This is a genomic window from Streptomyces sp. CC228A, from assembly GCF_021390935.1.
Lineage (GTDB): Bacteria > Actinomycetota > Actinomycetes > Streptomycetales > Streptomycetaceae > Streptomyces.
In genome coordinates, this window is the sequence record NZ_JAJPUI010000010.1 from 1 (window position 1) to 21,223 (window position 21,223).

At 75.9% G+C, this 21,223-nt stretch carries 15 protein-coding genes and 3 pseudogenes; 7 read left to right on the forward strand and 11 right to left on the reverse strand.

The window, feature by feature from the left end; all coding sequences use genetic code 11:
* A pseudogene (locus tag L6E17_RS24760) lies at positions 1 to 686 on the forward strand (dienelactone hydrolase family protein); the annotation flags it as partial.
* A 179-nt stretch (positions 687 to 865) separates the two neighbouring features.
* On the opposite strand, the gene istB reads toward L6E17_RS24760, so the two are convergent.
* Both istB and L6E17_RS24770 read right to left on the reverse strand, forming a co-directional pair.
* On the reverse strand, positions 866 to 1,660 hold the full coding sequence (gene istB, locus L6E17_RS24765) for an IS21-like element helper ATPase IstB (protein ID WP_236242921.1): 795 nt from the start codon (positions 1,658 to 1,660) through the stop codon (positions 866 to 868).
* Entirely contained in the window at positions 1,657 to 2,058 is a 402-nt protein-coding gene (locus tag L6E17_RS24770; RefSeq protein ID WP_236242922.1) for a hypothetical protein, read from the reverse strand. The genes istB and L6E17_RS24770 overlap by 4 nt, the downstream gene beginning before the upstream one ends.
* Between L6E17_RS24770 and L6E17_RS24775 the strand changes: the two genes are divergently transcribed.
* The 3 genes and pseudogenes from L6E17_RS24775 (at position 2,051) to L6E17_RS24785 (ending at position 4,275) form a co-directional block, all read left to right on the forward strand.
* Positions 2,051 to 2,296, forward strand: a complete 246-nt coding sequence (locus L6E17_RS24775) for a hypothetical protein (protein ID WP_236242923.1) — start codon at positions 2,051 to 2,053, stop codon at positions 2,294 to 2,296. The two genes, L6E17_RS24770 and L6E17_RS24775, sit on opposite strands and share 8 nt — an antisense overlap.
* Positions 2,297 to 2,608: 312 nt before the next feature.
* Positions 2,609 to 3,094 carry a GNAT family N-acetyltransferase gene (locus L6E17_RS24780; RefSeq protein WP_236242924.1) on the forward strand — a complete coding sequence of 162 codons (486 nt, stop codon included), beginning with the start codon at positions 2,609 to 2,611 and terminating at the stop codon, positions 3,092 to 3,094.
* 159 nt (positions 3,095 to 3,253) lie between these two features.
* Positions 3,254 to 4,275, forward strand: a pseudogene (locus L6E17_RS24785) (serine protease).
* Positions 4,276 to 4,326: 51 nt separating this feature from the next.
* On the opposite strand, the gene L6E17_RS30715 reads toward L6E17_RS24785, so the two are convergent.
* From L6E17_RS30715 to L6E17_RS24800, 3 genes are all read right to left on the reverse strand, one after another.
* The gene (locus L6E17_RS30715) at positions 4,327 to 5,943 is read right to left on the reverse strand and encodes a ricin-type beta-trefoil lectin domain protein (protein ID WP_268985621.1); all 1,617 of its coding nucleotides are present in this window, start codon (positions 5,941 to 5,943) and stop codon (positions 4,327 to 4,329) included.
* Between the two features lie 496 nt (positions 5,944 to 6,439).
* Positions 6,440 to 8,266 (reverse strand): aspartate ammonia-lyase, encoded by a 1,827-nt coding sequence (gene aspA / locus L6E17_RS24795; RefSeq protein ID WP_236242926.1) that lies wholly within the window; start codon positions 8,264 to 8,266, stop codon positions 6,440 to 6,442.
* A gap of 261 nt (positions 8,267 to 8,527) precedes the next feature.
* Positions 8,528 to 9,664, reverse strand: coding sequence for an asparaginase (locus L6E17_RS24800; RefSeq protein WP_236242927.1), 1,137 nt, complete (start codon positions 9,662 to 9,664; stop codon positions 8,528 to 8,530).
* Between the two features lie 113 nt (positions 9,665 to 9,777).
* Here L6E17_RS24800 and L6E17_RS24805 point away from each other — a divergent pair, with 113 nt between their 5' ends.
* Entirely contained in the window at positions 9,778 to 10,233 is a 456-nt protein-coding gene (locus tag L6E17_RS24805) for an Lrp/AsnC family transcriptional regulator (RefSeq protein WP_236242928.1), read from the forward strand.
* Here the strand turns inward: L6E17_RS24805 and L6E17_RS24810 are convergent.
* The 6 genes and pseudogenes from L6E17_RS24810 to L6E17_RS24835 form a co-directional block, all read right to left on the reverse strand.
* Positions 10,216 to 11,633 (reverse strand): annotated as a pseudogene (locus L6E17_RS24810) (NAD(P)/FAD-dependent oxidoreductase). The gene L6E17_RS24805 and the pseudogene L6E17_RS24810 overlap by 18 nt on opposite strands.
* Positions 11,623 to 12,966 (reverse strand): MAB_1171c family putative transporter, encoded by a 1,344-nt coding sequence (locus L6E17_RS24815; RefSeq protein ID WP_236242929.1) that lies wholly within the window; start codon positions 12,964 to 12,966, stop codon positions 11,623 to 11,625. Before L6E17_RS24815 ends, L6E17_RS24810 begins: the two are co-directional and overlap by 11 nt.
* Positions 12,963 to 13,139: a hypothetical protein gene (locus tag L6E17_RS24820; protein WP_236242930.1), complete on the reverse strand. Its 177-nt coding sequence runs from the start codon at positions 13,137 to 13,139 to the stop codon at positions 12,963 to 12,965. The genes L6E17_RS24815 and L6E17_RS24820 overlap by 4 nt, the downstream gene beginning before the upstream one ends.
* A complete protein-coding gene (locus L6E17_RS24825; RefSeq protein WP_236242931.1) occupies positions 13,136 to 14,719 on the reverse strand; it encodes an MAB_1171c family putative transporter in 1,584 nt (527 codons plus the stop codon). The genes L6E17_RS24820 and L6E17_RS24825 overlap by 4 nt, the downstream gene beginning before the upstream one ends.
* Before the next feature lie 2 nt (positions 14,720 to 14,721).
* Positions 14,722 to 15,291 carry a toxin gene (locus L6E17_RS24830; RefSeq protein ID WP_236242932.1) on the reverse strand — a complete coding sequence of 190 codons (570 nt, stop codon included), beginning with the start codon at positions 15,289 to 15,291 and terminating at the stop codon, positions 14,722 to 14,724.
* A 676-nt stretch (positions 15,292 to 15,967) separates the two neighbouring features.
* Positions 15,968 to 16,591 carry an XRE family transcriptional regulator gene (locus L6E17_RS24835; RefSeq protein WP_236242933.1) on the reverse strand — a complete coding sequence of 208 codons (624 nt, stop codon included), beginning with the start codon at positions 16,589 to 16,591 and terminating at the stop codon, positions 15,968 to 15,970.
* A 339-nt stretch (positions 16,592 to 16,930) separates the two neighbouring features.
* Here L6E17_RS24835 and L6E17_RS24840 point away from each other — a divergent pair, with 339 nt between their 5' ends.
* The gene (locus L6E17_RS24840; RefSeq protein ID WP_236242934.1) at positions 16,931 to 18,145 is read left to right on the forward strand and encodes a hypothetical protein; all 1,215 of its coding nucleotides are present in this window, start codon (positions 16,931 to 16,933) and stop codon (positions 18,143 to 18,145) included.
* Between the two features lie 722 nt (positions 18,146 to 18,867).
* Positions 18,868 to 19,785: a hypothetical protein gene (locus tag L6E17_RS30720; RefSeq protein ID WP_268985622.1), complete on the forward strand. Its 918-nt coding sequence runs from the start codon at positions 18,868 to 18,870 to the stop codon at positions 19,783 to 19,785.
* Positions 19,786 to 21,223: the final 1,438 nt, after the last annotated feature.

The window sequence follows — 21,223 nt, forward strand, 5'->3', positions numbered from 1 at the left end:
ACGATGATCGGGCACCTCGCGCTCCCGGCCGGTGTCGACCGCCGGCCCGCAGTGCTGCTCGGACCAGAGGGCGTGGGGCTCAGCGACGTCGAGCGCCGCCGGGCCGATGCTCTCGCCGAGCTGGGATATGTAGCGCTGGCCTTCGACCTTCACGGCGGGCGCTATTTGAGTGACCCCGAGGAGATGCTGGCCCGTTGCATGCCACTGCTCGCTGATCCCGACCGGATGCGGCGCATCGGCCACGCGGCACTCGACGAGTTGCGCACCGAGCCCCGGACCGACCCCGACCGGATCGCCGCCATCGGCTACGGCACCGGGGGCGCCATCGCGCTGGAACTCGGGCGAGGCGGCGTCAACCTGCGCGCGATCGGGACAGTCAACGCAACTACCACGGGCCGACCGGGCGAGGCAGCGCGCATCCGCTGCCCGGTGTGGGCCGGGGTCGGATCGGAAGACCCGATCATGCCGCCCGCGCAACGAAACGCGTTCACCGCTGAGATGCAGGCCGCGGGCGTCGACTGGCGCCTGGTGGTCTATGGCGGCGCCTTGCACGCCTTCCACCACCCACCGGTCGACCACCCCGTGGTCCCCGGTGTCGGCTACCACCCACAGCACGCGCAGCGAGCCTGGCGCGACGTCGTCGACCTGCTCGCCGAGTGCTTGTCGTGACGGAGGACCTGGGGGCATGCCTCAAACATGCTGGCGCCAGGACTGGTCAGCGTCGCGCACTGGCAGTCTCCTCCCCCTTGCGATCGTTCTACTTCGATGCCTGCGGCTTCGCAGAAACGGCGGCAGGGTTGATCGCCTTGTGCCCTTGGGCCTCCCGGCCCTGGGGATGTGTCCGGAGGGCCGGGAGGGAAGATCTTCAGCTGGTGATCTGCTCTTCGGCTCGGGCCCGGGTGCTGGCGAGGCGGTAGGAGTCGGTGCCGGTTTCGATGAGCGTGCCGTTGAAGGTGAGACGGTCAACGATGGCCGCGCAGAGGCGCGGATCAGTAAAGGTCTTGGTCCAGCCGCCGAAGGACTCGTTGGAGGCGATGGCGACGCTGTTCTTCTCCTCCCGCTCGGTCAGCACCTGGAAGAGGAGTTCGGCGCCGTGGCGGTCGAGTTCCATGTAGCCGAGTTCGTCGATGCAGAGGAGATCGACGCGGCCGTAGCGGGCGATAGTGTTGTTGAGCTGCTTCTCGTCGGCGGCCTCGACCAGCTCGTTGACCAGCTTCGTGGCCGGCGTGTAGCGGACTCGGTAGCCCTTCATGGCGGCCTCGGTGCCCAGGGCGATGAGCATATGGGACTTGCCGGTGCCGGAGTCCCCGATCAGGCAGAGCGGCTGGCTCTTCCTGATCCACTCGCAGCTGGCGAGGGTGTGGACGGTGGCCGCGTCGATGTTCGGGTTGGCGTCGAAGTCGAAGGCCCGCAGGGACTTCTCCCGCGGGAAGCCCGCTGCTTTGATCCGTCGTTCCGAGCGGCGGCGGGCCCGGTCATCGCACTCGGTCATCAGCAATTCGGCGAGGAAGTCGCGGTAGGTCATCTGGTCCTTGACCGCCCGGTCGACGATGTCGTTGAACTCGTTACGGATCGAGGGCAGCCGCAGCAAACGACAGGCGGTGTCGATCGCGGCGTCGGCGGCCTGCTCGGTCAAGCCTCGCTGGCGGGGCAGGGTCACTGGGCTTCTCCCTCACGGTGTCCGCTGCCGCTGGTGCGGCGGCGTCGGAGCAGTTGGTCATAGGGGGTCACCGACGGCAGTGGTCTGGTGTCCGGTGGGAGGTGCGCGAGCCGCCACTCGTGCAGTGACGTGACAGTGGCCGGCATCTGCCCAGGAATCGCCGGGATGGATGCGCCGATGGTTGGCTCGTCCTCCGTCTGGGCGGCTTTGCGGGCCTCCAGGGCGACCGCGTCGGCGGTCAGGGCGCCGGCCCGCAGTGCGGTGGCCAGGCCCGCGACCACGTGCTCGTGGGCGAGGTGACGGTTCAGCAGCAGGACCTCGATCAACGCCCGGGTGCCGTCCCGCTCGCCGTGAACCTTGCGGGCCTGGCCCCACCAGGCGTCGTGGAATATGGCCACCCACCTCCGCGCCCAAGTCCCCGCAGCCGCGGTGGACTGCCCGCACTGCCGCCTGCCCGCGGTACCCGGCGCGCCCGGCTGGTACCGGTGCGGGTCGTGCCGATGGGAGATCGACGAAGCGTCCCAGCAGGTGTACGCCGACCTCGTCGCCCACCTGGACGCCGGCCCGGACACGTTCTTCGCCGAAGTGCAGGTCCGTACGGCGCACCTCCGCGCCCTCGAACCCGCCTGGACGTGACCCCGACTGCCCCGGCCGGCATCCATCCCCCCGGCCGACCGGGGCCCTACCGCACCAGATCCACGAGGCCTCCCGCAGGGAGGGCGTGAAGGCTCCCACCCGGCCGCGGTCACGGCGGATCACGGCGGGGCGGGACACGGCAGCCCCGACCGGACACGTACGGTCGGGCCTTCCCCGGGCGACGACCCACCTCGCGACACACGCGCCGAGCGGACGTTTCTCACACGTTGGCGGTCGTCACGGTGAGCATCCCGGCACAATACGACAGAAGCTCCTCCCCCCATCCCTCCGCATAGAAGTACGATCCCCCGCATGAATATTCGCCCTGTGCCGTTCGACCACCCCGACGCCCTCAAGCTCAACGACCAAGTCCAGCTGGAGTACGCCGAGCGGTACGACGGGGAAGGGGACGTGACGCACCTGGAAGCGGACCACTTCCAGCCGCCCCGCGGGCTGTACCTGATCGCGTACGACGACCGGGAGCGGCCCGTCGCCACCGGCGGGTGGCGCGCGCAGGACGAGAACGACGAGGGGTACTCCGACGGCGACGCCGAGCTGAAGCGGATGTACGTGATACCCGAGGCGCGGGGCCTGGGCATAGCCAGGCGGATTCTGGCCCTTCTGGAGGAGGACGCCCGCGCGGCGGGCCGCCTCCGGATGGTGCTGGAGACCGGGACCATGCAGCCGGAGGCCATCGCCCTGTACGAGTCGAGCGGATACGAGCCGTGCACGAAGTTCGGCTACTACCGCACGTACGAATCCAGCCGCTGCTTCGCGAAACCGCTCATCGGCCGGTAAAGCGACTCGTGACGCGCTCCTGACATTTCCGGGGGCGCGTGGCACGCTGCCTCTCGCACCACGCATCCCGGTACCGCGATCCGCACCGCATCCCTTCGTTCCCCCCACCCCCCTGCCCGGGCGCCCCCACGGCCCCGGGCACGGCAGAAGGAGACATGTGTGAGACGCCATCGTTCCTCCGCGGCCACCCTGCTCGGCGCCGCAGCCCTGCTCGCGGGCGCGCTGGCCGCCGCCCCGGCGAGTGCCGCCCCCTCCCCCGACACCTCCGGCGCCACCGCCGCTGCCGCCACCCACGCGATCACCGCGGAGGAGCAGCGCGACGCCGCCGCCTTCTGGACCGCCGAGCGCATGCGCGGCGCCGCCCCCTGGACCTGAAGCTGACGCCCGGGCAGCTGAAGCAGCTGAAGACCCCGGAGCCCGGCGGGGCGACCACCACCGTCGCCCCGACCGCCGCCGCGGACACCGCGGCCGGCGCGGCCGGCGCCGCAGGGCCGCTCGCCTTCCCGCAGGCCGGCGGCTCGTGGAGCTCGGGCGGGGCCGTCGTGAAGACCTCGGGCCGGGTGTTCTTCACCTTCGACGGACGCACGGCCTCCTGCTCAGGGAACGCGGTGACCAGCCAGAACCAGTCCACCGTCATCACCGCCGGGCACTGCGTGAAGTACCAGGGCAGCTGGCACACCAACTGGGTGTTCGTCCCCGCCTACGCCGACGGCAACGCCCCCTACGGGCAGTGGACCGCGACCAAGACGCTGACCACCCCCCAGTGGGAGTCCGGAGAGGACATCAACCACGACGTCGGCGCGGCCGTCGTCGCCCCGCTGAACGGCCGGAAGCTCACCGACGTCACCGGCGCCCAGGGCCTCCAGTTCAACGGCGGCTACAACAAGCCGATGTACGCCTTCGGCTTCCCGGCCGCGTCCCCGTACGACGGCTCGAAGCTCGTCTACTGCAGCGGCAACTCGTCGAAGGACTTCCTGCTCAGCCAGGACCACAGCCTCGGCTGCAACATGACCGGCGGCTCCAGCGGCGGCCCCTGGTTCACCGGCTTCAGCGAGGCGAGCGGCACCGGCCTGCAGGTGTCGGTGAACAGCTTCGGCTACGCCTTCCTGCCCAACCGCATGTTCGGCCCGTACTTCGGCAACGAGGCCCAGGCGCTCTACAGCAAGGCGCAGACCTCCTAGCGCCCGCGGCCGGGGCCGGGGCGGATCCCGAGCCCCGGCCGCCGCGCACGCTCACGCGGCGCCCGCGCCCCACAGGGGGCCGGGCGCCGCCGGCTGCGTCCCGGCCGCGTGCGCGGCACCCTCCCCGCCCGGCCCGTCGATCAGCCACCGCTGCTCGGACGCCGCCTCCCGGAGCCGTACGACGAGGTCCGAGCCCGGCTCGGCCGTGACCGCCGCCAGGGCCAGCGCCGCGTCCCCGCGCGGGACCACCGCGCCCCGCACGGTCACGTCGTACCGCACCTCCGGGCCCGTCCGGCAGACGGCCAGCGCCACGCTCCCGTCCGGCCGGCCGGAGTCGGCGCACAGTTCCGGCGCGGCCGCACTGCGCAGCAGCCCGTCCGGTTCGTGCAGCCACGTCTGGGTCACCGCCCCCGTGCACGCGGCGAGCGTCAGGGCGGCCCCGTCCCCCGCGCCGCCTCGCACGTCCACGCACAGGACACCGCCGTGCGGGGCGGCGGTGCGCAGCCGGGTCCGCAGCGCGGCGCCGTCCTCGGGGTGACCGGCCGGTGCCGGCGGCGGCGCGGCGGTCGCCGTGGGCGGCGCCTGCGGGCCTGCGGCCCGGTCGCCGCCGTCCGCCGCGGGCCACAGCCCGGAGACCGCCGCCGCCAGCAGCAGGGCGCTGAGGCCGAAGCCGAGGCCGGTGAGCAGCGTCCCGCCGTCCGGCCGCCGCAGGGCGGGGTGCGCGAGGCGGCGCCGTACCGCCCGGGCGTGGCGGCCCGCCCGGCGCAGCCGCTCCCGGTGGGCACCCGTCCCGGGCGGGCTTCCGGCGGCGGCGCGCAGGCGGCCGGGGCGGGTCTCCAGGTAGCGTTCCGCGCCGCCGCCCAGCACCGCCTCGGCGAGGAGCAGCGGCAGCCGCCCGTCCGCCTGCCGCAGCTGGTCGGCGCTGCGGCGGCAGAACGCGCAGCGGGCGAGGTGGCGCCGGATGTCGGGGATGAGCGGCCCGGTCCGGCGCAGCGAGAGGTCCAGCAGCCTGCCGAAGTGGCGGCACTCCCGGTCGGGCGCGAGCGCCTGGTGCGCGTCGGCGCAGCCCGCGCGCAGCAGCGTGCGGGCCTCGTCGAGCCGCCACCCGGCCTCGCGCGGGTCGAGGGCGAGGAGGGCGGCGGGGACGGACAGCCCTTCGGCCTCCACCTCCCTGTGCCACAGCAGGACCTGAGCGTCCTCGGGCAGGGCGTGGAAGGCGAGGGCGACGAGCCGCCGGCTCTCGGCGGGCTCGGCGGGCGCGCGGACGCCCGGCAGGGCGGCGGCGACGCGGCCCGGCCGCGCCCACTCCGCCAGGACCCGGCGGGCCTCCACCAGGAGTCGCGGGCGCAGGGCGGCGGGCGCGGGAGGTCCCGCGGGCGGCTCGGGCCGCTCCGGGGGCGCGGAGGCCAGCCGGGCGAACACCGCGGCGGCGGCCATGCCCGCCGTCCGCCCGGACGGCGTGAAGAGCGCGGTGTAGGCGTGCAGGGCCTGCCAGTGCCGGGCGAGGAGCAGGGCCGCGGCGCCGGAGGCGGGGTCGGGATCGGGGTCGGCGGGGGCGAGGGCGGGATCGGCGGGGGCGCCGAGGGAGGTGCCGGGGGCTGTACCGTGCAGGACTTCGAGGAGGCGTGCGTCGGAGTCCCCGGTGGGAGCCGAGGTGTGCTGGTGCATGGCGGTTCTTCCGTCCGGGCCGAGTGTGGCGGTGGGAGGGTGCACCGATGGGGGCCAACACGCCGGCGGGGGCAGCCTGGTGGGCTGCGAGGGGCCTCACTTTTCCATAACCGCCCCTGACGGAACAAGAGTTCCGCATACCGGCAGGAGAGGCGCTCCCCCGGCTCTCCCTGGCGCACGGGCGGTACGAGCGGCACCTGCCGCCTACGCACCACGCCCGGCTCCGGGATTCCTGGCGCGGGCCGGACGAGCGGCCCCCACCGGCCACGCACGCCGGGACCCGGGCTCCCTGGCGCACGGGCGGCACGAGCGGCCCTCACCGGCCACGCACGCCGACACCCGGGCCCCGGCCCTGGCAGCACGAGCCCCCGGTGCCACGGGGGTGGGGCGACCGGGGGCTCGGGGCCCGCCGCACTCGCGGGCCTGGGCCCGGCACGGTCGGGCCCGGGGACGGCCGGGCCCCGTGGAGGGTGCGGGCCCGGCCGGGTTTCGTGGCTCAGCCGGCGGTGCGGGCGGCCGAGGCGGGGCCGGCGGTCCCCTCAGCGCACGCGGGGGCGGCCCCTCCCGCGGTGGCCGCGGCGCCTCCGGCAACGGAGACGGCGGCGCACTCGTCAGCGACGGAGACGGCGGAGACAGCGGCGCACCCGTCAGCGGCGGAGACGGCGGAGACGGCGGCGCGCCCGTCAGCGGCGGCAGCCGCGCGGGCAGCGGCGTGCGGGCGGGCGAGGTTGTCGGGGTGGAGCACCTCGCGCAGCCGCTCCTCCGTCAGCAGCCCCTTGACCAGGACGAGTTCGCGGACCCCGCGCCCGGTCTCCAGCGCCTCCTTCGCCACGGCGGTGGCCTGCTCGTAGCCGATGTACGGGTTGAGCGCGGTCACCAGGCCGATGGAGTGGTCGACGAGCCGGGCCAGGTGGTCCCGGTTCGCGGTGATGCCGCGGACGCACCGCTCCGCGAGGGTGAGGCAGCCGGCCCGCAGGTGGGTGAGGCTCTTGAGGAGGCTGTGGGCGATGACCGGTTCGAAGGCGTTGAGCTGGAGCTGGCCCGCCTCGGCCGCCATGGTGACGGCCATGTCGTTCCCGATGACCTCGTACGCGATCTGGTTGACCACCTCGGGCACGACCGGGTTGACCTTGCCGGGCATGATGCTCGAACCGGCCTGCACCGGCGGCAGGTCGATCTCACCGAAGCCGGCGCGCGGCCCGCACGACAGCAGCCGCAGGTCGTTGCAGGTCTTGGAGAGCTTCACGGCGATCCGCTTCAGCACTCCGGAGAGCTGCACGAACGCCCCGGCGTCCTGGGTGGCCTCCACGAGGTCGTCGGCCACCACGAGCGGCAGCCCGGTGATCTCCCGCAGGTGGCGGGAGGCCAGCGCGGCGTACCGGGGGTGGGCGTTGAGCCCGGTGCCGATGGCCGTACCGCCCAGGTTGATCTCCCGGATGAGGGCGCACGCCTCCCCGAGCCGCTTGCGGTCCTCCTCGACCATGACGGCGTACGTGGCGAACTCCTGGCCCAGCGTCATGGGGACGGCGTCCTGGAGCTGTGTGCGGCCCATCTTCAGGACGTCGGCGAACTCCTCCGCCTTCGCGGCGAAGGCGTCCCGCAGGACCGCCATGGCGTCGAGCAGCCGGCGGGCGGTGAAGTCCAGGGCGATCTTGACGGCGGTCGGGTAGACGTCGTTGGTGCTCTGGCCGAGGTTGACGTCCTCCAGCGGGTGCAGGTGCCGGTAGTCGCCCTTGGCGTGGCCGAGTAGTTCCAGGGCGCGGTTGGCGACGACCTCGTTGGCGTTCATGTTGGTGGACGTGCCAGCGCCGCCCTGGATGACGTCGACGACGAACGCGTCGTGCAGCCCGCCGCCGCGGATCTCCTCGCAGGCCGCGACCACGGCGTCCGCCTTGCGCGCGTCGAGCAGGCCGAGGTCGCGGTGGGCGAGCGCGGCGGCCTGCTTGACGCAGGCGAGGGCCGTGACGAGGTCCGGGTAGGCGGAGATGGGGGTGCCGGTGATCGGGAAGTTCTCCACGGCCCGCAGGGTGTGGATGCCGTAGTACGCGTCGGCGGGGACGTCCCGGTCGCCGAGCAGGTCGTGCTCGCTGCGGAAGGCGGGGGCCGCGGCGGGACCGGAGGCGCAGGCGGGGGCCGGTTCGGGAGCGCGGCCGGCGGGGACCGTGGCAGCGGCGGGGCCGGGCTCCGTGGCTCCGGAGGAGCCGACCGGCGAGGGGGCGACCGGCGAGGGGGCGACCGGCGAGGGGGCGACCGGCGAGGGGGCGGAGGAGTCGAGGGCGGAGGGACCGGACGTGGCGGCGGTGGGGCGGGGGCTCGTGCCCATGGCGGTGGGGCTCTCTCGTGCGCGGGAGGGTAGGGGCGGTGCGGGGAGCGGCAGAAGCGGCGGCCGGGGGCGTGCGGAGCGCCGTACCGGCAGCCGGTTCTCGGCAGGGGAGGGAACTCGGCGGACGACCGAACTCGGCAGGGGAAGGAGCTCGGCGGACGACCGAACTCGGCAGGGGACGAACCCCCGGAGGGGACGGCACCCGGGAGGGGGACGGGCGGGGTCAGGCCCCGCCCAGGGCGGCGGGGCGGGGCTCGGCGTTCAGGCCCGCACCAGCCCGCCGGGGCCCCGGGCGCCGAGGGCCTCCGAGGCCATGGCGGGCTCGGCGGACTTCCCGAACTCCGCGGACTCCGCGGGCTTCCCGGGCTCCGCGGACTTCCCGGACTTCCCGGACTCCGCGGGCTCCGCGGGCTCCTCGGCGGGCGTTTGCAGGGCGTGCCGCAGGACCCGCTCCCGTTCGGCGGGCCCGGTGGCCGCGAGGAGCGCGCTCAGCACGGCGATCCTGGCCTGCCCGGCGCGCAGGGTGCCGGTCGGCACGGCGCCCGCGGCGACGAGGTCGACGGCGCCGCCGTGGGTGTAGATCTCGGTGACGGGCCCGGAGGGGACCCGCGTGGTGAGGGCGACCAGCACACCGCGGGCCCGGGCGGCGGCGACGGCGTCGACGATCTCGGGGGTGGCGTTGCCGGCGCCGGTCGCGACCAGGACGACGCCCTGCGCCCCGGCGTCCACGGCGGCGTTCAGCAGCAGGGCGTCGCCGTCGGCGTGGTGCATGACCATGTCCACCCGGGGCAGCGGGGAGGACACGTCCGGCAGCGGCAGCGCGGCGGGCCGCCGGGGGTGGCGCAGGACGGAGACCTTCCCGAAGCCGATGGTGCCGATCCGGGGGCCGGACGGGTCGGCGAAGGCGTCGGCGGCGACGGTCTGCGTCTTCACCGTGCCGCGGGCGGCGTGCGCCTTGCCGTCGAAGGCGACGAGCACGCCGAGACCGCGGGTGCGGGCGGCGGTGAGCAGGGCGTCGTGGAGGTTGCGGGGCCCGTCGCCGTCCTCCGCGTCGAGCGGCAGCTGGGCACCGGTGAACACGACGGGGCGCGGGTCGTCGTGGTGGAGGTCCACCAGGAACGCGGACTCCTCCAGCGTGTCGGTGCCGTGCGTGACGACGACGCCGTCGACGCCCGGGTCCTTGAGCACCTCGTGCACGGTGCGCAGCAGGGTGAGCTGGTGCGCGGTGGTGAGCCGCGGGCTGTTGACGCTGAAGAGGTCGACGACCTCGATGGTGACGCCCTCCGGTACGGCGGCGGTCGCCATGACCTCCTGCCCGTCGGCGTCGGCGGCGAAGCCGGAGCCCTGCCAGCGGCTGGCTATGGTGCCGCCGGTGCTGATGACGACGATCCGTGCCACGGTGTCCGCCTCTCCCTCGCTCAGAACACTGAGCGCAAGGATAGGAAAATCTGTGCGCAATGTGATCGCCAGTTCGCTCGGCCCAGCGGGCTCACGTGGCGGATAATTGCGCCATGGACGCGATCGACCGGGCAATCTTGCGTGAGCTTCAGAACGATGGGCGGCTCACCAACCAGGAGCTGGCCCAGCGGGTCGGGCTCACCCCCTCCCCCTGTATGCGCCGGGTGCGGCAGTTGGAGGAGGACGGGGTGATCCGCGGCTACCGCGCGGTGATCGACCCGGAGGCCGTGGACCGCGGCTTCGAGGTGCTGGTGTCCATCGAGGTCAGACGGGACCGCGAGGTGGTGGAGTCGTTCGAGGCCGCCCTCCAGGACATCCCGGACGTCATCGAGGCGTACCGCCTGTTCGGCAGCCCCGGCTGCCTGCTGCGGATCGCCGTGGCCGACCTGCGCGCGTACGAGCGCCTCTGGATCGAGAAGCTGACCGCCCTCGCCGGGGTGACGGAGGTCAACTCGCAGATCATCATGAAACGCATCAAGGAGCCCCGGGGCCTACCCGTGGACGGCTGACCCCGCGGGCTCGGCGCGGTCGAGCCGGTCCAGCACGGCTTGTTCCGCCGGGGTGAGGGGCGGTCCGGCCAGCGGCGGCAGGGCGGGGCCCGCCAGGGCGGCCAGCAGCAGGGACGGCCGCAGGAGGCGGGTGGCGTCCGCGGTGAGGTTGGTGACGTCGGCCATGGCCGTGGTGACGCGGTACGAACCGGTGGCGGCCCGCGTCAGGCGGCGGGCGTAGCCGGTGACCAGGTGGTCGGCGAGGGTGGGCCGCTTGCCGCGTACGTCGGGGAACCATATGTCCTGCGCGGTGCTGAGCGCCCACGCCGCCTCGACCCAGCGCGCGGCGGCCCGCTGCACGCGCCGGGCGAGCCCGGGGCGGCGAGGCCGGCGGCGCGCGCCTCGTCCGCGAGGGAGCGGGCGCCGAGCGCGGCGACGGACATCCCCTGCCCGTACACCGGGTTGAAGGTGGCGACGGCGTCGCCGAGGACGACGAGGCCGTCCGGCCACAGCCGGCTCTTCTCGAAGCGGCGGCGGCCGTTGCGGGTGCTGCGGCTGAGGGTGACGCCGGTGAGCGGCTCCGCACCGGAGACGAGCCGGCCGACGACGGGGTGGCGCAGGTCGAGCGCGTACCGGAGGAAGCCGTCGGGGTCGGCGGGCGGTTCGGCGCCGCGGGTGCCGCACAGGCTGACCATCCAGCGGCCGCCCTCGATGGGGACGACGGTGCCGCACGTGCCGGGGCGGCCGCCGTAGGGGTCGGCGTGCACGGTGGTGAGCGGGAACCCTTCGGCGCCTTCGGGGACGCGGTAGATGCGGGACGCGTTGACGAGCCCGGAGTCCACGACGTCTTCCGGGACGCCGGTGATGCCGAGGGCGTCGAGCCAGTGCACGGCGCGTGAGCCGCGGCCACTGGCGTCGACGACGAGGTCGGCGTGCAGGTCCTCCTCCGGGCCGCCGTCCGGTGCGACGCGCACCCCGGTGACGCGCCGGGCGGTGCCGAGGAGCCGTACGGCCTGCGTGCGGGCGCGCAGGGTGACGCCGGCGCGCGCGAGGACGGCGGCGCGGACGGTGTGGTCGATCAGGTCGCGGCTGCACGTGGTGAGGCGGTGGCCGTCGTGGCGCCAGCGGCGCAGCCAGCCGTCGGACGTGAACAGCACCATGCCGGACGTCATGGAGATGTGGTGCGCCCCGGCGGCGAGCAGCTGCCCGTGCGCCCCGGGGACGAGTTCCTCCATGGCGCGGGCCCCGCCGGGCAGCAGGATGTGGGCGTGCCGCCCCTGCGGGAGGCCCTTGCGGGGCCGGGGCTCGTCCGGCAGCGTGTCGCGGTCGAGCACGGTCACGGTGTCGGCGACCGGTGCCAGGGCGGCGGCGGCGAGCATGCCGGCCAGCCCTGCTCCGATGACGACTGCGCTACGGGGCATGGTGCGTCCTGTCCTGGGGGGTGCGGGCGGGGGCGTCGAGGGTGCGGGGCCCCTCGGAGGCGGCGGTGGGGAGGCTGAGGGACCCCTCGGAGGCGGCGGCGTCGAGGGTGCGGGGCCCCTCGCGGGCGGCAGTGGGAAGGCTGAGGGACCCCTCGGGGTTGGCAGTGGGGAGGCTGAGGGTCCCCTCGCGGGCGGCGGTGGCGACGGGCGAGGTGGCGAGAGCCCGCGCCAGTTCCACCAGGGCGCTGGGGTCAGCCGCCTCGGTGGCGTACAGCTGGTACGGGCTCGGGGTCTCCTGCGGCGGCGCGCCGTTGCGGGCGCGGCGGGCGGCGTCGGCGAGCATCGCGGCCTCCGCGACCACGCGGGCGTCGTGCTCCCCGAGGCCCTGGGCGAGGGCGGTGGTCCTGGCGGCGAGGCGGACACCGTCGTCGAGGTGCGGGGCGAGGACGAGCAGGCCGTCGTGGATGGACACCTCGCGCTGGTGCAGCCGCTCCTGCGGGGAGTGCCACCACGCGGTCGGCGGTTTGGGGGCGGTCGCGAGGGCGCTGACCTCACCCCACAGCGGGGCGAGCCTGCGGTGGTCGCGCAGCGCGGTGGCGACGGCGGCGACGGCCGGGCCGACGCGCGGCAGGATGAAGCCGACGGCGCAGGTCAGCGCGCCGAGCGAGGCCAGGGGCGGCGCCACGAAGGTGGACAGGAAGTCCCAGTCGTAGCCGTGCCAGCGGGCGCCCACGGCAACGTACTTGGTGGCCTGGAAGCCGACCACGTCCAGCAGGCAGCCCACGGCGATCAGCCGCAGCCCCGTGCGCAGGACGCCGCTCACCTCCCGCTGCCAGGACCAGCACCAGGCCAGCAGCACCAGCTCGGAGACGCTGTGGCCGAGCAGGTACAGCAGGATCATCTCCCGCATGTACGGGGTGTTCGCGTAGTGGGTGTCGAGGTCGGAGAGCCGCTCCACGGGTGCGTCGGCGCACGCGAAGAGGACGACGATCGCGGCGATCAGCAGCCCGTAGGCGGCGACGCAGGCGCGGGCGGTGCGCCGGATGCGTTCCACGGGCCCGCCCCGCCAGTGCAGCAGCACCACCATCAGCGAGCAGCTCATCGCCGACAGCACGGAGTAGGTGAGGGGCGCGCCGAAGTTGGGGATGCCGGTGGCGTCGTTGACGGCGGCGATGGTGTGGGGCGCGGCGAGGATGAACGTCAGGGCGCTGAGCAGGATCGCCGTGCAGACGGACCGGATCAGCGGATCGCGCAGCGCGGTGCGGGGACGGCGCAGCTTCACCGCCATGGCCAGCAGCAGCATGGCCGCGGCCAGGTAGACCACGAGGCTCATGCGGCTCCGCCCTCCACCACGGTCCCGGCGACGGTGGCGGTACGGGCGGCGGCGACGAGCGGCGAGGTGTGCAGGGCCCGCGCGATCTGCACCAGCGCGGCGGGCACGGGCGCGCCGGCCGGGCCGCCCGGCGGCAGGGGTCCCGCGGCCGGGGCGTCCCAGGACGCGGTCATCGCCGGCGGGGAGTCCCAGAGCAGGGGCGCTGCGGGCGGCGGATCCGGCGGCAGGGGCCCTGCGGCGGGGGTGGACGGCGGCTCGCTGACGGCGGGGGTGGACGGCGGCTCGCTGACGGCGGCGGGGCCGCCTGGCAGCGCGGCGCGGACGGCCGCGGCGGCATTTCCAGACGCGGTACTGCTGTGGCCCGGCTCCGGCAAGCCCCGCCGGTCGCCGCCGGCGGGGGCGCCCGCTGACGTGCCGCGGACGGCCGCAGCGGCAGGGTCTCCAGACGCGGTACTGCTGTGGCCCGGCTCCAGGAAGCCCCGCGGGTCGCCGCCGGCGGGGGCGCCCGCTGACGTGCCGCGGACGGCCGCGGCGGGGGCGGTCGGCGTCGGGGGCGCCGCGGCCGCGCCGAGGTGGAGTGACACGGCGGGCCAGGCGGCGGGGGCCGGCCGCGCGAGGCAGGCCGGGGTTCCCCCCGGCGCAGCGGACGCCCCCGGTCCGTACCGCCCCGCGACTCCGTGCCGCCCGCCGCCTCCCCCGCACGCCCCGCGCTTCCCGGTCCTGCGGGGTCGGTCAGCGGGGTGCGGGCCGCCGCGGCGATGACGGCGGCCCAGGCGGTGGCCTCGGCCCGCGCCCGGTCGCCGGTGGCGCGCAGGGCGGCCTGGTAGGTGTGCTCGTGCAGGGCCCGGTCGAAGAGCGGCGCCAAGTGCGCGAGGGCGTTGTGGATGCTGCTCTCCCGGCACACCAGGAGGGCGGCGGGCGACAGCCCGCACGAGCCGGGCGCCCGCAGCGCGCGGCGGGCCAGCACGGGCGCCAGTTCGCGCTCCAGCGGACCGAGCCGCCGGTAGGTGCGCCAGTCGCGGGCGCCCTCCGCCAGCCGCGGACCCACCAGCGGGATGACGTATCCCACGGCGGACAGCACGGCGGCGACGGCGATGGCCCGCGGGGCGACCGTCGTACTGAGCTCCGCCCAGTCCCGGCCCGACCAGCGCGCCACCACGGCCGCCAGCTTGGCCAGCGCGAACGCCGCGATCCCCGCCGAACCCGCCGTCAGCAGCCGCAGCCCGGCCAGCACCCAGCCGCGCACCTCCCGGGCCCACCGCCGGCACAGGACGCAGGTGGCCGCGGCCGCGGTGAGCAGCCCCGCCAGGTACAGCAGCACCATCTCGCGGATGAACGGCGTGGCGGCGTAGTACGTGTCGAGGTCGGCGCGGCGCTCCACGGGGGCGTCCCCGAGCACGAACAGCACCACGATGGCCGCGACGAGCAGCGCGTACCCGCCGATCCAGCGGCGGGTGGCGGTCCGCACGCCCGGACCGCCCCGCCAGTGCACGAGCAGCACCAGGCAGGACGCGCTGAAAGCGGTGATGACCGAGTACGTGAGGGGGGCGGCGAGGTTGGGGACGCCGCTGAGCCGGTTGACCGCGGCGATCGTCGACGGCGCGCCCAGCAGGAAGGAGGCGGCGCCCAGCACGAACACGGCGGTGATGGCGAGCACCATGGGTTCGCGCCGGTGCCGCAGCAGGTCGGGGGCCTTCACGGCGAGCCCGAGGCACAGCGCGGCGGCGCCGACGTACTGGCTGAGTCCCTGCACGGTCAGATCCGCGGCCCGCGGTACCCCAGCGCCGTCCCGATGCGTCCGGCGATCCCGTCGTCGTGCCCGGCGGAGTGCCCGGGGCCGGAGCAGGGCGAGCCGTGCAGCCAACTGCGCAGGCGGCGCCCCATGAAGAGGCCGAACCGCTCGGCCTCCTGCTCGGTGTGCAGGCTGAAGTCGGTGCGGGCGGCGATGCTGACGGCGGCGGCCGCGGCCTGCCGCGGGTCGTCGTCGCCGGTCAGCAGGCGGGAGGCGACGGCGGCGCCGCCGACGTGGAGACCGCAGTCGCCCTTCAGCATGTGCCAGACCTCGTGGAAGAAGATCACGAGCTGGTGCATGGGGGCGGCCCGCTTCTCCACGACGATGATGTCGTGCGTCTTCAGCTCCAGCCACAGTCCGCTGGCCGTGTGGGGCGGGAAGACCTCCTCGCAGAGGACGACGCGGCGGCCCCGGATCTCGGCCACGGCCGCCACCAGGGCCGCGAACAGCTCCTCGCGGGTGGTGGGAGGGCACAGCCGCATGCGACCGGCGATGTCGTCGGCGAGCCGCCGCATCTCCTTGCTCTTGCTCACCCTTCCCCCCGGAAGCGACGTCATGGTGTGGGCACCGGCAAATATGCCAAGTCGGACGCGCGTTGAGCCACAACTTCCCGCAGCGCAGCAGGAACCTGAGGGGTACGCGAAAGCGACGCAGCAGGACAACGCAGACGGCGCACCGCGCCCCGGAAGGCCGGTATTCCCCTTGCGCTGCCGGGAGCTCGGGCGCTCGGCGGCGGCGTGCGGGGCTGCGCGCGCGGGCCGAGGGGTCGCAGCCGTTCCGGGCGGGGCCCGATGGGCAGCCGTACCGGCGTGGAGGTCCCGATGGGCAGCCGTACCGGCGCGGAGGTCCCGGTCGCCACCCGACACGGACGGGATGAGGCGGCTGCACGGGACCCGCGTACGCACGGGCACGGGCACGGGCACGGGCACGGACCGCACCGGGCCGCGGGCACGGGCACGAGCCGCACCGGGGCGCCGCGACACCGACCCGGGCACGAGAACGGCCCACACCGGAGCACCGCGACACCAACCCGGGCCGCGGGCACGAGCCGCACCCGGGCACCGCGACACCAACCCGGGCCGCGGGCACGAGCCGCACCCGGGCACCGCGACACCAACCCGGGCACGGGCACGGCCCACACCGGAGCACCGCGACACCAACCCGGGCACGGGCACAAGCCGCGCCGGGGCGCCGGGGCGCGGTGCGGTCTCAGCCGTTCTCGGGCCGCCGGGGTTCCGGGAGGTCCGCGCCGTCGCCGCTCCCGCCGTTCTTGGCGACGATCACCTCGGCCATCTGCGCCAGCGCAGCCAACTGACGGGGCGTCATCTCATGGGCGCGGGACGCGAGGCTGACCAGACCGCTCTCCCGCAGTCGGCCCAGCGGGTCGGCCCTGGCCTCCAGTTCCTGCACCACGGGCTGCAGCGCGTGGCACAGCGCCTCGGCCTCGTCGGCAGTGAAGAAGCCCGCGGGCAGCCCGAAGAACCGCCGCAGCCGGTCGGCGTGCTCCAGCTTCGGCAGACTGCTCCTGTGCCACTCGGTCAGCGACTGGCGGCTCACCCCGGCGACCTTCGCCATCTCGTCCAGGGAGTACCGCTTGCCGTCGGGCCTGCGGCGGGTCTCGCGGACGAACTCCAGCCGCTGCCGCACCCGGTCGGCCAGCGGCACCTCGGGGACGCGGCGGCCCGCGAGCAGGTCGGCGACGATGCCGGCGGGGACACCGGTGCGGTACGACAGGTCGCCGACGTCCAGTACGTCGGGGAGGCGGCCCGGCCGGCCGGTCAGCTCCGAGATGCGTGCGAGCACGTCGGCGAGGGGAGCGTGGGCGTCTGTCACCGGGAGGTCTCCCTCGGCACTTCGTCTGATCACTGGCTGAGTGCTGACGCGAGGGTAACCGCTCCTGCCATCCCGGACCAGATGGCCAACCAAGCCTGCCCCTTTAGGCAGGAATAGTTGACACATCTGAGCGCTGGGTAGCAGGATCAACGCGCAACGCAATGATCCGGTCGCAGACCGGTCCGCGGGGGTGCCGCTCACGGGGGTGGCGGCACCCCGCGCGTCCGCGGCCCGGCGGCTCCGCCGCACCCCCCCCCGTGCACATGCTCGCGCTCCGCCCGCCCCTGAGGCACCGCCCGCCCGCCGGTACGTCCCGTCCTCAAGCCCCGGGAGAGCCCGATGGCCACCGTCCTCGCCGCCGTGCCCGCGACCCGCACCGTGGCCGCGGTCGTCGCCCCGCTCCCGGACGACACCGGGTACGCCACCGCCCTCAGCAGGCAGGGGGCGCTCGCCATAGCCGTCACCCCGGCGCCGTCCGCCACGGCCCACCCGGCGCCCCGCCTCCCCGAAGGCCCGTACACGGCCACGGTCGTGCACACCGGCGACCCGCAGCGCACCGCGACCCGGCTGCGCACGCTGGGCGTCCGGGCCGTCGTCGCCGGCAGCGCCGCGGGCATCGCCCTGGCCGACGAGCTCACCCACCGCCTGCGACTGCCCGGCGCCGACCCGCACACCTCGCGGTTACGCCGGGACCGAGGCGTCCAGGCCCACGCCCTCGCCGCGGCGGGCATCCCCACCGCCGCCTTCCTCCGCACCGCCCGCCTGGACGAGGCCCTCACCCGGGCCGACGAACTGCGGCTGCCGGCATACGAACTGGCCCCGGCCGCCGCGGACGCCCCGGCGGCGCCCGTGGTGTGCCGCGGCCGGGAGGAGCTCCGCGCCGCCTGGGCGGACCTGCGGCACAGCGCCTTCGCGCACTGCGGCGACCCGCACCTGGTCCTGGCCCTGCACGTGCCGGGCCCCCGCTACGTGGTGAACACCCTCACCCGTACCGACCCCGCGACCGGCCCCCGGCACATCGTCACGGACGTCTGGCGGGAGACGCTGACCCCCGAAGGGCGCCCGGACCGCACTGACCTGATGCCCCGCCGGCACACCCTGGCCCGCGTGCTGTCGCTGCGCGTCCTGCGGACCCTCGACGTCCTCGGCATCACGCAGGGCCCCGCCACGACCCGCCTCGCCTACAGCCGCCGCACCGGCCCCCTGCACCTCGCCTGCCTGGCCGTCGCCCACAGCACGCCCGCCGACGAGGCCCTGCACGCGGCGACCGGCCGCCACCGCTTCCTCGACGCGCTGGACACGGTGATCCGCCCGCGCCCCTCCCTGCGGCCGGAGCTCGTCCCCACCGGCCACCACATCGTGCGGGTCCACCGCCACCCCACCCCGGAGGCGGACGCCCGCCTCCTGCACGCCCTTCCGCACCTGCCGACCGTGGTCCGCGTCACCGACCACGCCTCCGCGGCGGGCGCCGCCACGGGCGAGATCGTCCTGAGCGGCCCTGCCCCCGTGGTCGAGGCCGACTACCACGCCCTCCGCACCCAGGAAGCCCCCTGACGGCGGCACCCGCGGCACCACGCATCGGGACCCGACGGGCCCCGCCCGGACCCGGCCCCGGGGCCCCGCCCGACCCGGTCCCGCCCTCACACGCCCTGCAGGCCCCCGGCAGATCCTCGCCCCCTCAGGCGCCCCCCGGCGAAACCCGTACGGACCGCCGCTCCGCCCGCCACGGGAGCGGCCACCGGCACGACCCCACCGCCCGCTCTCCGCGTACGCCGGGCGCCACGGGGTATCAGGCGCGTGGCGCGGGGGCGCCGCAGCGGAGCGAAGGGGGCGCGGGATGGGCGACGTGCACGGACCTCACCCGCACGGCGGCGCGGCGGAACCCGCCGGCCGGGACACCCCCCACGACCCGCCCGGCCCCCTCCCCACCGGCACGGCACTCCCCACGCCGCCGCGCCCCCGCCGCTCCCCCTCCCCCGGCCCCGGCCTTCGAAGACGGAGCCCGAGACGACGGTCTCACCGCCCTGTTCGGTCCGTCCGCCGCCGAAGCACTGCACGCCCACTGGGCCGGGCGCGGTGTCACCGTACGGGCCCAGGCCGAGCCGTGGCGGCACTCCGGGCACAGCGGCGCACGCCTGGGCCTGGCCGTCCTCGGCCACCCTGACCGGTCGGACGAGCGGATCGTCGTCAAGCTGCTGCCCGCCGGGCCCGACACCACCGAGGCCGACCGCCACGACCGGGCGCGGGCCGCCGCTCCCGGCTTCACCGACGCCCACGTGGTCGCCCAGGCGTACCCGCCGCACGATCTGCCCGACGGCCGCCGGCTGATGTTCCAGCGGCTGCCGCCGGCGGCCGACGAGGTCATGCCGCTGGGCGCCGCCCTGAACGGTGAACTGGCCGAGCCCTGCGCGCGGTTGACCGCGTCGCTGTTCACCTCCTGGAACCCCGACCGCGCACTGCGGCGCACCACCGTCGGGGAGTTCGTCGCCGGGGAGCTGCGGTCGGCCATGGAGCCGGGCCGCTCGGCCCGCGCCTGGGCGCACGGCGTCCTCATGGCCGGGGCCGACGCGGGCCCGTGGATCCGCGACGAGGAGGAGCCGCACCTCATCCTGCCCAACCCGGCCCTGCTGACCGCGCCCGGCAACCCGGCCGGCGCGCTGCCCCTCGACTGCTTCGTCGGCCGCGCCCACGGCGACCTGCACCTGGAGAACGTCCTGGTGGCTCGGCGCGACGGGAGACCGGTGGCGGGACGGCACTGGCTGATCGACCTGGCGCACTACGAGGAGGACGTGCCGCTCAGCCGTGACGTCGCGTCGCTGGTGCTCGCCCTGATGCGGCGGCGCGTCACCGACCTGCCGGCGGACGCGGCCGGCGAGGCGGGCGCCCTCCTCTCCGTCGTCGTCGACCCGGCGCGCCCGGTCGGCCCGGGCATCGGTGCCGGCGTGGTCGACGCGGTACGGGCCGTCGACGAGGTGTGCCGGCAGAGCCTGCCCGGCGACCGGGAGGTGTGGCGCGCCCAGTACCTGTGGTCGGTCGTCGCCGAGGCCCTGGTGCACACCTCGTACGAGGCGGCCGGGGAAAGGGTGCGCTGGTGGTACTCCCGGCTCGCCGCCCACGCCGCCCGCGCCGCCCTCGACGAGGCCCGCCGGCGGACCCCGGAAGCCGCCCTCCCTCGGCGCCGCCCGCCGCGGTGATCCCGCTGGTCGGGCCACGGGCGGCGGCGGCACGCCGGGGCCGCCCGGCACCGGCGCGCGTGCTGCGCAGCCGGGCGGAGGTCGCGGCGGCGGTGCGCGGGCGGCTCCTGCTGCCGGACGAGCTGCCGTTCTTCAGGAAGGCGCCCGCCCCCGCCCCGGACGTGCTCGCCCCGGCGCCGGCGGGCGACCGCCTGCCCTTGCGGGTGGTGCTGCTCGGCGCGCCGGGGACCGGCAAGTCCCGGTGGTGCCTGGAGGCCGCGGCCAGGGCCGAGGAGGCCGGCTCCCCGTGTACTTCCTGGGCGGGATCGACGGCGGTTCGGCCGAACTGCTGCCGGTGTCGACGGAGGAGGTCGTCGCGGAGCTGGCGGCCGCGCTCCACGGCGTGCCGGGCAGGGGGCCCGGGGACCTGCCTGACGGCATGGCTGACGGCGTGCTGGGCGGGGCGCCCGGCCACGTGCCCGACGGCCTGCCCTTCGGCGCGCGGGGCGGGCCTTCCGGCGGGGCGGCCACGGCGGCGGGGGCGGCACCCGCAGAGACCGCATGGGGCACGCCGGCCGCGTCCGACCACGGGGCCGTGGGCCCCCGCCCGCGGGGGCCCGTCCGGCGCCCCTGCCGTGCCCGACGCGTCCGGTGCCGCACTCGCGGCGCCCGCATCCGGCGGCGTGCGGGCGGGGGCCGCGACCCGTACGGCGCTGCTGGTCATCGACGGGCTCGACCGCTTCCCGGGGCTGGACCTGCCCGCACTGCACGACGCCCTCGTCGAGTCGGCGTACCGGGGCAGGCCGGTGGCCCTGCTCGCCACCTCGCGGCACGGCGCGCACTGGACCGCGCAGCTGCGCCGGGGGGCCGCCACGCTGCTGCCCACGGAGATGCACCTGCCGTCCGCACCGGAGTACCGGCGGCCCCTGCTGCGCTCGGTGCTGCGCCGGTCCGCGCCGCACACGGTACGGGCCCTCGGCGCGAGCACTGTCCTGGCCGCACTGCACAACGATCCGGAGGCGCCCCTCCCGCCGGGCGTCGCCGCGATGTGGTCCCGGATCCTCGAACACCTCACCGCCGCCTCGCCCGCCGCGCGCTCCTCCCGCTCGTCCCGCTCCACCCGGGCCGGTGGCACCTCACCCGGCCCCCGCGGCGGCGCCCGCCCCGTGCGCGACGGCCGTCCCGCACGAGGACACCGTGCCGTAGGCGACGGCAGCACCACAGGAGAGGACGGCGAAGACCACACCCCAGGCCGGCACCGCGAAGACCGCACCCCACGCCAGGACCGCCCCGCACGCGCACACGGCGGCGCCCGGAGCACGCGTCGCCCCCGCAGCGGCCAAGCAGCCCACGACCCCGGCCCCCGCACCCCGCCGAACCCGCCGTCGCACCACCGGCGACCGCCCCGCTTCCCGCGGCAGCGGCCCCACCGCTGCCCGAGTCGCTGCCCGAAGCCCTG

Coding starts and splice junctions, on each gene's coding strand:
- L6E17_RS24775 (WP_236242923.1), top strand. CDS start 2,051: ATGGCCACCCACCTCCGCGCCCAAGTCCCCGCAGCCGCGGTGGACTGC.
- L6E17_RS24780 (WP_236242924.1), top strand. CDS start 2,609: ATGAATATTCGCCCTGTGCCGTTCGACCACCCCGACGCCCTCAAGCTC.
- L6E17_RS30715 (WP_268985621.1), bottom strand. CDS start 5,943: ATGCACCAGCACACCTCGGCTCCCACCGGGGACTCCGACGCACGCCTC.
- aspA (WP_236242926.1), bottom strand. CDS start 8,266: ATGGGCACGAGCCCCCGCCCCACCGCCGCCACGTCCGGTCCCTCCGCC.
- L6E17_RS24805 (WP_236242928.1), top strand. CDS start 9,778: ATGGACGCGATCGACCGGGCAATCTTGCGTGAGCTTCAGAACGATGGG.
- L6E17_RS24815 (WP_236242929.1), bottom strand. CDS start 12,966: ATGAGCCTCGTGGTCTACCTGGCCGCGGCCATGCTGCTGCTGGCCATG.
- L6E17_RS24820 (WP_236242930.1), bottom strand. CDS start 13,139: ATGACCGCGTCCTGGGACGCCCCGGCCGCGGGACCCCTGCCGCCGGGC.
- L6E17_RS24840 (WP_236242934.1), top strand. CDS start 16,931: ATGGCCACCGTCCTCGCCGCCGTGCCCGCGACCCGCACCGTGGCCGCG.